This window comes from Paenimyroides marinum, from assembly GCF_900108395.1.
In the GTDB taxonomy this organism is placed as follows: domain Bacteria; phylum Bacteroidota; class Bacteroidia; order Flavobacteriales; family Flavobacteriaceae; genus Flavobacterium; species Flavobacterium marinum.
On sequence record NZ_FNXE01000010.1, the window covers coordinates 60,465 to 72,783 of the forward strand.

Sequence of the window (12,319 nt, forward strand, 5' to 3'; positions counted from 1 at the left end):
TAACAATTTCTTTGGAATGCGATTTACACGTATAGGATTGCATTGGGATTATAAAAAAGCCCAATAAGCATATAATCATTAATATGTTTATCCTTTTTAACATGTAAAAAACAAAAAAACTATTGCAAAGATAATGATATTTTTCAAACCGGTTCGTTTTTTTTGAAATAAATGGCAGATAAGTTTCTCTTATCCGCCATTTATTTTTATTCCATGAGCATTATAGTGTCAGTTACATTTCCTGCTAGTGTTCTTTTAAATCTTTCACTCAATAATATCGAATACACCCATACGCCCGGTTACGGGGTTTTCAGAAGCATGCTTCAACCTATATAAATGGTTCTTACATCAACAAGGTTGTCGTCACTGATGTCCAAAGACATTAAGTCGCTTCGGTTGAATACCTTTATATATTTCTTTTTGCGTATTTTCTGTTTTCTTTTCAATACTTATAAATTGACGTCCTTTAAAATTTCATCCGCTGTATTCGTACCGCATTAAGAATAGCCAATAACGCCACGCCCACATCAGCAAAAACGGCTTCCCACATTGTAGCCAATCCACCTGCACCAAGAACCAATACAATTCCTTTTACTACAAATGCCAATGTGATATTTTGCCAAACGATTTTCTTTGTCTTTTTTCCAATATTGATTGCCATTGGTATTTTACTTGGTTTATCGTCTTGTATGACCACATCTGCTGTTTCAATAGTGGCATCGCTTCCCAAACCGCCCATTGCGATACCTACGTCGCTCAATGCTACAACGGGGGCGTCGTTCACGCCGTCGCCGACGAAAGCAACGCTTTCGTCTTTCGCTTTGATTTCTTTAACCCTGTTTACTTTATCTTCGGGCAACAAATCCCCAAAAGCATTATCTATGCCCAACTGTTCTGCTACATACTTTACCACTGTACTTTTATCTCCGCTAAGCATAGTAGCTTTAACATTGAGCTTATGTAATAGATTGATGGTTTCCTGTGCGTCTTCTTTGATACTGTCGGCAATAGTGATGTATCCGACAAATTTGTTATCGTAAGCAACGGCAATGGTCGTATAAACGATGCTGTTCGGGTCTAAGTCGTATTGTATTCCAAACTTGTTCATCAGCTTGAAATTTCCGACCAACAAGTCTTTACCATTTATGGTTGATTTCAACCCGTGCCCTGCGATTTCCTCTGTATTTTCTAAATGGATTGTATTATCCGGTTCCCCCACGTATTCGTGAATAGCTGTCGCTACGGGGTGCGTACTGTGGTTTTCCAGTACGTTGACCAATTGCAGGATTTCGTCTTGATTGAACGCTTTGTCAAATACCACTTCCTGAACCTTAAAAACACCCTCTGTCATTGTACCCGTTTTATCCATTACCACATTTTGGATATTGGAAAGAGCATCTAAAAAGTTACTTCCTTTAAACAGTATTCCGTTTCTGCTCGCTGCTCCAATGCCACCGAAATAACCCAATGGAATACTTATAACCAATGCACAAGGACAAGAAATGACTAAGAATACCAAAGCCCTGTACAACCAATCTTTAAACTCATATTCTGCTACGAAAAAGTAAGGCAACACACAGATAGCGACCGCTAACAGTACCACGATAGGGGTATATATTTTCGCAAACTTGCGGATAAATAATTCCGTTGGTGCTTTTTGTGAAGTAGCATTTTGCACCAATTCTAAAATTTTACTCAACTTACTATCCGTATATGCGGTTGTAACCTGCACTTGTGCAACGGTATTAAGGTTTATCATTCCTGCCAAAACCGTTTCGCCTTTAGCTTTGGTGTCCGGTTTGCTTTCGCCTGTAAGTGCGGCGGTGTTGAACGAGGCTGTTTCAGATAATAACTCTCCGTCCAGACCTAATTTTTCTCCCGGTTTTAGTTGTATGATTTCGCCTATGTTTACGGTGTCCGCCTTTACAGTTAGGGGTTGGTTGTTTCTTAAAACCGTTACCTCATCAGGTCTTTGATCGAGCAATGATTTGATATTTGCTTTGGCTCTAGAAACAGCCATTGTCTGAAAAACTTCTCCAACAGCATAAAATAACATCACTGCAACCCCCTCCGGATATTCGCCAATGGCAAATGCCCCTATAGTGGCGATACCCATTAAAAAGAACTCTGAAAAGATTTCCCCTTTTCTGATGCTTTTCAATGCGTCTTTTAATACAGGAAACCCGACGGGAGCATAAGCAACCACATACCAAATAATCCTTACCCAACCTGTAAACCATTGTTGTGGAAGCCAATTATCAAATGTAATGGCAACAAGCATCAATATCAATGATATGATACACGGCAAAAACATTCTCATTGGGCTGCTCTCGCTATGGCTGTGGTCGTGTCCGTCATCATCGCTGTGGTTGTGTTGATGTTTTTCTTTTACTAATTCTTTTGCACCTGCTTGAGTGTAAATTTTTTCTTCCTGTGTGCAACAGGTCATTCTGCCCTGTGCATCGTATGTATGCTTATGATTTTTATCTGTATTTATCATAACCTTTAATTTTTTAGGTTCGTTACACTTTTATTTCTTATTCTTTCCACGTTATTATTCATTATATGCCTCACGATATACTGAAAAACAAATCGCTTTAACGCATTTAGCTTTTGCTGATGCTTAGAATAAAATTCATCGGGTGTATCAAAAACGCCAAAGTCCTGATTGATGCCCTTATCCTGAATAAACGTATTGTTGAGGTTCCATTCAATCGGTGGGTTCTCAAAATTATCGGTATAAACCCCGAAACCGCAAAATGTGGTTTTGCAATCACTGTTCTGATTTTGCAGTTCCGTAAGGTAGGGTTTATCCAAAATCACACCCTCTAAAAAATACCACTGCTCATTTACCCATACTTCTACCCAGCTATGTAAGATGCTTTGAGGCGAAAGTTTGTACCAAATACCCGTAATCGCTCCTTTTTGCAAGGCATTGTCAATGGTAAAACCGTGAATGCGGTTAGGTATTCCCGTTGCTCTTAATAACGCCATTAGCAAAGTTGCTTTGGTATTGCACTGTCCGTAACCGTCTTTCAGAATTTCTGATGCAGGTATATCGTCCGAAACATTATAGCCAAATTTTATTTCATCTCTTACAAAATTATAAATGGCTTTAATTCTTGAAACAATGCCCAAATCTTTCCACCCTTTTTGTTCCAATAGCTCTTGTATAGAAACGTTTGAGTAGTCAAGGATTTTTGTTTCTTTAAAATAGTTGTCCATAACACGTTTATATTTATAGCAAAGTTACGGAGGGAGAGCCTGCAATGCTATTGCAAACTCTCCTTTAAACAGTTCCCACAGACACCTTTACCAAATACTTTTATCTCGTCAATACGATAATTCTGACTTTCATTCCGCGGTATTATAAAGTCCTCCTTACAGGTTGTCTGTTTACAAATCTTACAATAGAAATGTAAGTGCCAGTCATTGTGTGTTTCTTCATCACACCCATCTTGGCACAAAATATACTTAACCGTAGTGTTCTCTTGGATACTGTGAACAATGCCCTTTTCCTCAAAAGTTTTCAAAGTCCTGTAAATTGTAACTCTGTCTGCTTTGTAAAAATGGCTTTCGATTTCAGATAGGGACAAAGCTGTTTGCTGTTGCTCCAAGAAATCATATACCAATATCCGCATACTGGTTGGATTGGTGTTCTTTGACAATAATTTTTGTTCAATACTCTTTTTCATGAAAAATAGATTATCAATACTCCCATCTATATAAGTCGGCCAATGTGATATGTAAATTCATTTTAGTTTGCAGATATTTTTGGGTCAGTTCAAAGTACATTGACTGTTCAACTAAATATTCGAGTATGGTAATCTCTTTAAGGTCGAGAGCCTTTTTTAACAGTTCAAGGCCTCTGGTTTGCGAAATGGTACGCTCCAACTCGTTCATGACTTTATAAAGCTCGCTTGCCCTGTTCTGCAATAGCTTCACTTGCAGGGTGTATTGGCTTTGAGAGTTCTCCTGTACTTCTTTCAATGCTTGGATATTCATCCGTGCATACTTCTTCGTGTTTTTTTGTTGCCAAAGAGGGATGGTCATTCCAAAACTCACCCCTCTAAAGTCCGCTTCAAATTCCTGCCCCCACATATATCCTACATTAAATTCAGGCAGGGTTTGGGCTTTTGCCAACCTTTCCTGTGCTTCACCTAACTCGATCTCCTGCGTAATAGCCTTGAGTGCATCGTTGTTGGTAATAAACCGTTTTTCTTCTGCAAACAACATGGCCACATCATTGGTGATGTCGGGAAAATCTGCCGAAAGGTTGCCAAACGGCCTTCCTTGATTGAAACGCATCAGTTCTTGGTAGGCTGTATTCATTTCAATGACATTGAGCTCATACTCTTTTTGGGCATTTACGGCATTTACTTGTGCTTTATTACGGTCAAGTATATTTACCCCTCCAGCATCGAAAGCCTTTTGGAATGATGCGGCTATACTTTCGGCATACTCCTTTTGCTGTTTGAGCACCTCGCCAAGCTGATTGAAATATACCCAATTCAAATAGGTATTGATAGCTTGATTGATAAGATCCGCTCTAACGACATGGTAATCGGTGTCAACGATTTCGTTCTGTTTGTTCGACACATTTTTCTTATGGCCATAGACGGTCGGGAACTCAATGTTTTGCGATATATTGTAATCCATCAATCGGCTTCTTGTGAATCTAATGGGTCTTACATAATTGATCCCAATCTGAGGATTGTTAGGTGTGAGCCCTGTTCGGTTCAACATTTTTTGCGCTTCGGCACTCTTTTGGTAGGCTATCAATCCTGTGTTGTTGCTGTCAATAGCCTGTACGAGTGGTGCATAGTCTCCCTGTGCCCTTGTCTGGCTGACCCAGCCAGACAAAAATAGGAATACAGTTATGCAAGTATGCAACGTTTTTTTATGATAGTGTTTCATGTGCAGTATCTTTATCTTTTGCGATCCATCCATAAATTATTGGGATGACGACCATGTTCAACAATGTGGAGGTAACCAATCCTCCTAAAATTACTAATGCCATCGGGCTCTGAATCTCGTTGCCTGGAGCATCTGCATTCAACGCTAAGGGCAACAAGGCCAATCCTGTGGAAATGGCCATCATCAGTATCGGATTGAGCCTATCTAATGAACCTTGTCTAATGGCTTCGTTGACCGTATTACCCTCGGCTACCAAGACGTTATAACGCTCGACAAGCAATAGTCCGTTTCGGGTTGCAATACCAAAAAGGGAAATGAAACCTATAATGGCCGGTATGCTGATCACTCCCGAGGATAGCCATATAATGATTACGCCACCTATAAGTGCCAACGGTAGGTTGAGCATAATCGCTGCGGCTTGCTTGGTATCTCGGAATTGGTTATAAATAAGCAAGAAGATGATGAGTATAGCAAAGGCAGACACAGTCATCAACGTGCGGGATGCTTGGGCTTCACTTTCAAACTGTCCTCCGTACTGGATGTAATAATCCTCTGGCAGCTCAACCTGGTGGGCAATCCGTTCCTGTATTTCATTGACTACGCTCCGCAAATCTCTACCCGCTACATTCGCCCCAACTACGATATTTCGCTGTACATTTTCACGGTTGATGGTATTGGGTCCGACTACGGATTTGATTTCGGCTACCTGTGACAACGGGATTTTTTTACCGTTGGCATCAATCATCAGATTGGCTATATCGTCAATGGATGTCCGTTGTTCATCATTGACCTTGACGGTCAGGTCGAAAGTTCTTCCATCTTCAAAAACTTGGGAAACTACTTGCCCCGCCAGCATTGTTCCTACAAACTCCTTAAATTCAGGAACGGTAATTCCGAACTTTGCCATGATTTCCCTATTGGGACGTATCATCAGTTGGGGACGTTCCACCTGTTGCTCGACATTGAGGTCGGCTATTCCTTCAACATCCTGCACGGCAGATTTGATTTGATTTCCGATGGAAAACAGCTTGTTCAGATCTGCCCCAAATATCTTGATGGCTACATTAGCTCGTGACCCCGACAGCATCGCATCTATCCTATGAGATATCGGTTGTCCAATTTCAAGATTAACTCCCGATAGATCTTCGAGTTTTTCCCGAAGTTCGTTAGCAATCACATCTCGTTTTCTCTCGTCCAGTACAAAAGGAGCTTCAATTTCGGAAACGTTAACCCCCAAGGCATGTTCGTCAAGTTCAGCTCGACCTGTTTTTCTCACGGTAGTCTGTACTTCGGGAATGGTCAATATAATCTCCTCTGCCATCCGACCGATCCTATCCGACTCTTCCAATGAAGTCCCTGGCGTAGTTGCTATACTAATGGTAAAGGAACCCTCGTTGAACGGTGGTAGGAACGACCGTCCAAAGGTGGTAAATAGGGCAATGGATGCTACCAAAACTACTGCACACACTATAAGCACAGTTTTTTTATAGTTCAATATCCATCCGAGCAACCTACTGTATCCCGACTTTAGGTGTCTTGCCACAAAAGGCTCTTTATCTTCTTTTTTGTCTTTTTTTGCGTCTTTGGACAATAGATAACTGCACAACACGGGTGTTAGGGTCAGTGCGATGACCGTTGAAGCAAAGAGGGAAACGATAAACGTCACACCCAGCGGAGCTAGCATCCTGCCCTCCATTCCTGATAGGAAGAAAAGGGGAAGAAACGAAGCTACAATGATGAGTGTAGAGTTCAATATCGGCATACGTACCTCTTTGGATGCTTCGTAGACCACTTTAAGGACGGACAAACGTTCTGCAGGAGGTTTCAATCGGTTTTCTCGTAAGTGTCTAAAGACATTTTCCACATCCACGATTGCATCGTCTACCAATGAACCGATGGCAATCGCCATACCGCCTAGACTCATCGTGTTGATGGTCAGTCCCAACACTTTTAATATCAATATCGAGGACAACAGTGATAAAGGAATGGCCAACAGGGAAACGACCGTTGTCCTAACGTTCATCAAAAAGAAGAAAAGTACAATAACCACAAATAGACATCCCTCGTAAAGTGAAGATTGCACGTTGCCTATCGAACTGTTGATAAAACGGCTCTGCCTGAACGAGTCTGTCGATACACTCACATCTTTGGGCAAGTTTGCCTTTAGGTTCTCGATTTCTTCATCCAATTTGCCTGTCAGTTCCAAGGTGCTGGTTGCAGGCTGTTTGGTCACGGTAAGAAGTACTGCGGGTTTTCCTTTTTCAGAGGCCAATCCCATTTTAGGGGCTTTTATTCCTATCTGTACATCTGCAATATGTTCCAATAGGATGGACTCATCATTGACGGATTTTACGAGAGACTTGCCCAACAGCTCTGTATCATTGGAAGCAACCGCACCATTAATGATGTATTCATTGGAATACTCATAGATAATTCCACCGGATTCATTTTGATTGAAGTTGTCCACAGCGGCAAGGGCTTCATCCAATGTTATTCCGTAATGTTTCATCCGAAATGGGTCAAGAAGCACCTGATATTCTTTGATGTCGCCCCCTAAAACGGTTACCTGTGCTACACCTCCGGTGGAAAGTAATCTTGGTCTTATCGTCCAATCTGCAATTGTTCGTAAATCCATCAGGCTTGTCGTATCGGCAGTCAGTCCGATAATCAGCACTTCTCCTAAAATTGAAGATTGTGGACCTAACGTCGGTTTCCCTATATTTTCGGGCAATGATTCGGCAACGGTTGCGAGTTTTTCTGACACTACCTGTCTGGCTTGATAGATGTCCATTCCCCAATCAAACTCAACCCAAACTACCGAAAAGCCTGTGGTAGAGGAAGACCGGACACGCCTTACATTGGTCGCTCCATTGACAGCAGTCTCCAAAGGAAACGTGACCATTCGTTCTACTTCTTCAGGAGCCATCCCGCTTGCTTCGGTCATGACTACAACCGTAGGAGCATTTAGGTCAGGAAAAACATCTACTTCGATATTATACGCAACATACACACCTGCAAGTGTCAACAGGAGCGAGCCTAAAAGAACTGCCAACCTGTTATTAAGGGAGAATAAAATGATTTTATTTAGCATAACTTACCCTCCTTAATGACTGTGACCGTGTGGAATGGCTGAACTCATACTGGACAGTTTTAGATGGTAGGCATTGGTCGCTACCAATTCCTCTCCAACCTCCAGCCCCGACAGTATCAATGCTCTTTTGCCATCATCTGCGCCCTTTTTAATTTCTTTTTTCTTATAGATATGTTCCCTGTCTTTCACGTAGACAAAAAACAACCCTTGTTCTTCTATGATGGCTGTTAAAGGTACGGTAATAGCCTGTTCTATGGTACTCGTCTTGAGATAGACGGTAACAAACGATCCCGTCAGGAAATGACCAGTATTGTCAAACTCGAAAATTACTGGAATATAAAAGGAAGAGCCATCCAAAAGTTTTCCGTATGACACTAATTTTCCATTCAGCCCATCTACGGAGTAACTCTCCTTGCCGTTGGCTGTTTTGAAGTTGGCTGAGGTAATTTGGGATATAATACCTGCATTTTGTTCAGATACATCTGCTTTTAATTGAATCCGTCTATTCTTGGTCACGGTAACAATGGGCTGTCCCACGCTGACATATTCGCCATCGTTAACCAGTATGTTTTTGATATAGCCCTGCGTATTGCTCGTGATGTTCACACCGTTGCCTGCTGACTGGTTGGCGAGTGCACTGTATGCGACCTGTGCGCTTTCGTAGTTGAGCTTTGCCTCATTGTAGTCAGCCATAGATATCAGGGTATCTTTTACTAAAAGTTCAGCCCGCTCAAATTCTTTCTTTGCCGTTTCATATTGCAGTCTACTTTTTACTACAGGGTCTCCATCTGCGATATTTCGAGCGGAAACGATTGCTAACCTTTGTGCGTTATTGATTGCACTTCCGGGAGTCAGTCCACCTCCAGTAAATTTTATGATACCACTAGTTGAAGCCACAATAGTACTTTCTTCGCCAACAGGAGCAATGAGCTGACCAGATGTTTTGATGATTTGATAGAACGGTTTTGGAGTAACTTTTTCAAGGGTAAGATTTACCCGCTTTGCCTGTTCATCAGAAAAAGCTACTTCGTTATCTCCAAGTTCCTCCTCGTCATGGCTTTGCCCCGAATGGCCATCTTTTCCTTGGATGGAATGGTCATGACCAGAATGATCTTCATTGTCATGGTCGTGGTCATGGTCATCGTGACCTGAATGGTCATTTTGATTTGTTGCTTTATTATCAGATTGTTTATTGGTAGAATCACATGCTGAAAAAAGACATACAAGCACAAAGATTCCCAAAAGTATTTTTTTCATTTGTTTTTTGATTAATCATGAATTTAAAATGTAAATCATAAGGGTAACGGATTTGAGCGACGGAAGTAACCCAAAATCAACAAGTCTGATACTTTTCTGCATCAAATTGTTGTTACCAATAGCATTAAAAATTATGCATTAATCTTTGGCGGTTGCCAAATTTCCCCAAAGTAGCGGGGTATAAAAACAGGTTTATAATACGTCACAAACGTTGAGAGGTCTAAATCAATCAACTTACCTAAATCAGATAAACTTTCTTGGAGCACTATGCCCGAAATAGCTCCGCAACAACCACAAATGCAAAAAGGCGTACATAAATCGGTAGTATCTGAGTGGTCTCGGTCATGGTGATGATGGGATGTTTCTGTTGTATGTTCGTGATTATGATACACTTCTTCGTCAAACTTATCAGCACATGGCGTCACAAATAACGCCATCATATATAGAGCCAATATGGAAGAAAAATATTTCATACTACTTTACAAAGTTAGTAAAAAAGTAGTGCAATGCCATTGCATTGTTTTGAATAATTACTATTTTATATAATATCCTTTTTCATTCTGAATATTTGTTTTACATACTGTTCAAAACAATATTGGCGACACTCCATACTAAATTTAAGAAGAAGTATCGCCAATATTTTTTAGTCTATACTAAAAATTTCCACTTGTACCTTTATTACTCTTGCTGTATCAAATGCTGTAAGTTCGGGTCATTCTTAATCCGTTCCATTTCACTTTCGACGATATGCAGAATATCTGATTTTATCTGACGGTAATTGCTTTCAATTTCCTGCTTCATTTTATCCTCGCCTTGCTCATCTACAAAGGATAGGATTTGCGGTATCTTTTGATAGGCTTTTGTTTCGGCGGCTACCTTTTCATTATCGACCACGATTTCTGCGTGAAATATCTTTTGTTCGATACGCTCGTCAAAATTATCCGATACAGAACCGACAAACATACCCTGCGTTAAGGTTGAAATTTTGGAAGCCGGAATAAGGCTGTCTAATTGTGTGGATATAGAGGTCGATTTATCGTTACGGTTGATGGTCATGCTCTGGCGTTTCTGCAATACTTTTCCGAAGCGTTCCGAAAGGCTTTTTGCCGTTTCTCCTACAACCTGTCCACTGAATACATTACCTACGGTGTTTTGAATTACTTTGCTTTCCTTATCGCCATAATCTCGGGTTAATTGCGAAAAATCCTGAAAGCCCAAACACACAGCAACCTTATTACTACGGGCAGTGGCTATCAGGTTGTCCAAGCCCCTGAAATATATCGTCGGCAATTCGTCTATGATAACCGAACTCTTTAACTGCCCTTTCTTATTAATGAGTTTGACAATTCTCGAATTGTAGAGTCCTAAAGCTGCGGAGTAAATATTTTGTCTGTCGGGGTTATTACCTACACAAAGTATCTTAGGTTCTTTGGGGTTGTTGATGTCCAATGAAAAATCATCGCCTGTCATTACCCAATACAACTGCGGTGATATCATTCGTGACAAAGGGATTTTAGCCGATGCAATTTGTCCCTGCAACTGGTCTTGTGCTCCGCCTTGCCAAGCATCCATAAATGGTGAAAGATAGTTTTCCAAATCAGGATACGAAGTTAAAATGGTAAATACATCCGAATACTTTTTATTCAGCAATTCAATGGCGTGTGGAAAGGTGCAATACTTACCATTCTCGTAAATTTTTAAAAACCAGATGATAGCCGCTAAAAGAATAATTGGAGATTCGACAAAGAAATCTCCTTGTTTTTGTATCCAGCTTCTGTTGAGGTTCAACATAATCGTGTAAGCGGCTTCATAAGCATCGGATATGTCAGTCATAAAATCTGGATTGAGCGGATTGCAACGATGGCTCTTGCGTGGATCGTCAAAGTTGATGACGTAGAACTTTGGTTTTATTTCGTACTTATCCTGATGTTTCAATAAATGATTATAAGCAATAGTAGAAAGGTCGTCAAACTTGAAATCGTAGATATACATCGAAAAACCTTTTTCAATTTGTTGCTTGATATAATTGTTAACGACGGCATACGATTTACCAGAACCCGGAGTCCCCAAAACAATCGTTGCTCTGAAAGGATTTACGATATTGATCCAGCCCTTGTGTTCCTTTTTATTGTACCAAAATTTAGTAGGCAGGTTTACGGAATATTCATTTTCCATCAATTTGGTTTCCTGCATAAAACTTTCGTTCTCCATATTGAAAACATCATCCATCAGGTTGTTTTTCAATAACCTGCTTATCCAAACCCCAGCCATCAGCAAAGCAATATAACCTAGTCCGATAGTCAGTATATAAAAGAATGTGCCAATGATGGGCGACAACTTTAACAGTGGTGTATTCAGAAAGAACAGCAAAAAACCAATTCCCAAAGCCACGTAAATCTTTGACCAGGTTATCTTCTCGTTCTTCACGCCTTTGGTTCCCAAACAGCTTAAAGCCAATAACACGATTGCAAATACTTTGGTATATAAAGTATGCGAAAACAAACCGGCTGTTCGGTCAAAATTCCCTAATATTTTATTGATTACTTCTAGTGTCCAGCCACGTTCCATAAAGAAACCATAACAAAACCAATAAAGATGCATCAGTACTAATAGAATACTAACTGCTCTCATAAAAGCCATTATTTTGGCTAAACCTCTTAAATCGTCTTCTCCTTGCATTATTTTTAATTTTAATGTTCGGGCGTGAATTTAAAGACTATAAAGATTGGCTTTGGAAAAGTGGTAGTGGATGGCGGTGAGTGGCAGGGTTCGGCTGGGTCATAAGAGGTATAGCTTCTATACCCCTTTTATATAGTAATATTTATAGGTAGTAAAATAAAAATACTTTAGTTATATCGACCTTCTTTTGTTTTATACCCGTTAGCAACATTTTTTGTTTTGCTGAATAGGTGGACAAGGAACATTTCCATAACTACAATAAACACAACAGTCGCCTTGCTTTGGTTTAAGAACATGTTTGCACTTTTCACATTCGTAAAAATATTGACAAGCGTCTGTCGGCATTGTTTCTTCTTTCTTGTGTCCGCAGTTGGG

The 12,319-nt window shown here is 40.4% G+C and carries 9 protein-coding genes; all 9 read right to left on the reverse strand.

The features are described from left to right. Nucleotides 1-466: 466 nt before the first annotated feature. On the reverse strand, nt 467-2,500 hold the full coding sequence (locus BLW20_RS05125) for a heavy metal translocating P-type ATPase (protein ID WP_091097043.1): 2,034 nt from the start codon (nt 2,498-2,500) through the stop codon (nt 467-469). Nucleotides 2,501-2,505: 5 nt separating this feature from the next. Then, entirely contained in the window at nt 2,506-3,225 is a 720-nt protein-coding gene (locus tag BLW20_RS05130) for a transglutaminase-like domain-containing protein (protein ID WP_091097045.1), read from the reverse strand. Between the two features lie 47 nt (nt 3,226-3,272). Next, a complete protein-coding gene (locus tag BLW20_RS05135; protein ID WP_091097048.1) occupies nt 3,273-3,695 on the reverse strand; it encodes a Fur family transcriptional regulator in 423 nt (140 codons plus the stop codon). A gap of 13 nt (nt 3,696-3,708) precedes the next feature. Further along, nucleotides 3,709-4,917: a TolC family protein gene (locus tag BLW20_RS05140; protein WP_177165033.1), complete on the reverse strand. Its 1,209-nt coding sequence runs from the start codon at nt 4,915-4,917 to the stop codon at nt 3,709-3,711. Next, on the reverse strand, nt 4,901-8,008 hold the full coding sequence (locus BLW20_RS05145; protein ID WP_091097052.1) for an efflux RND transporter permease subunit: 3,108 nt from the start codon (nt 8,006-8,008) through the stop codon (nt 4,901-4,903). The genes BLW20_RS05140 and BLW20_RS05145 overlap by 17 nt, the downstream gene beginning before the upstream one ends. A 12-nt stretch (nt 8,009-8,020) precedes the next feature. Further along, nucleotides 8,021-9,265, reverse strand: coding sequence for an efflux RND transporter periplasmic adaptor subunit (locus BLW20_RS05150; RefSeq protein ID WP_091097054.1), 1,245 nt, complete (start codon nt 9,263-9,265; stop codon nt 8,021-8,023). A gap of 131 nt (nt 9,266-9,396) precedes the next feature. Next, nucleotides 9,397-9,738, reverse strand: a complete 342-nt coding sequence (locus BLW20_RS05155) for a DUF6660 family protein (RefSeq protein ID WP_091097056.1) — start codon at nt 9,736-9,738, stop codon at nt 9,397-9,399. A gap of 205 nt (nt 9,739-9,943) precedes the next feature. After that, nucleotides 9,944-11,944 carry a conjugal transfer protein MobC gene (gene mobC, locus BLW20_RS05160; protein WP_091097058.1) on the reverse strand — a complete coding sequence of 667 codons (2,001 nt, stop codon included), beginning with the start codon at nt 11,942-11,944 and terminating at the stop codon, nt 9,944-9,946. A gap of 201 nt (nt 11,945-12,145) precedes the next feature. Continuing rightward, on the reverse strand, nt 12,146-12,319 hold a 174-nt coding region (locus BLW20_RS14930), incomplete at its 5' end, for a GDCCVxC domain-containing (seleno)protein (RefSeq protein WP_317039273.1).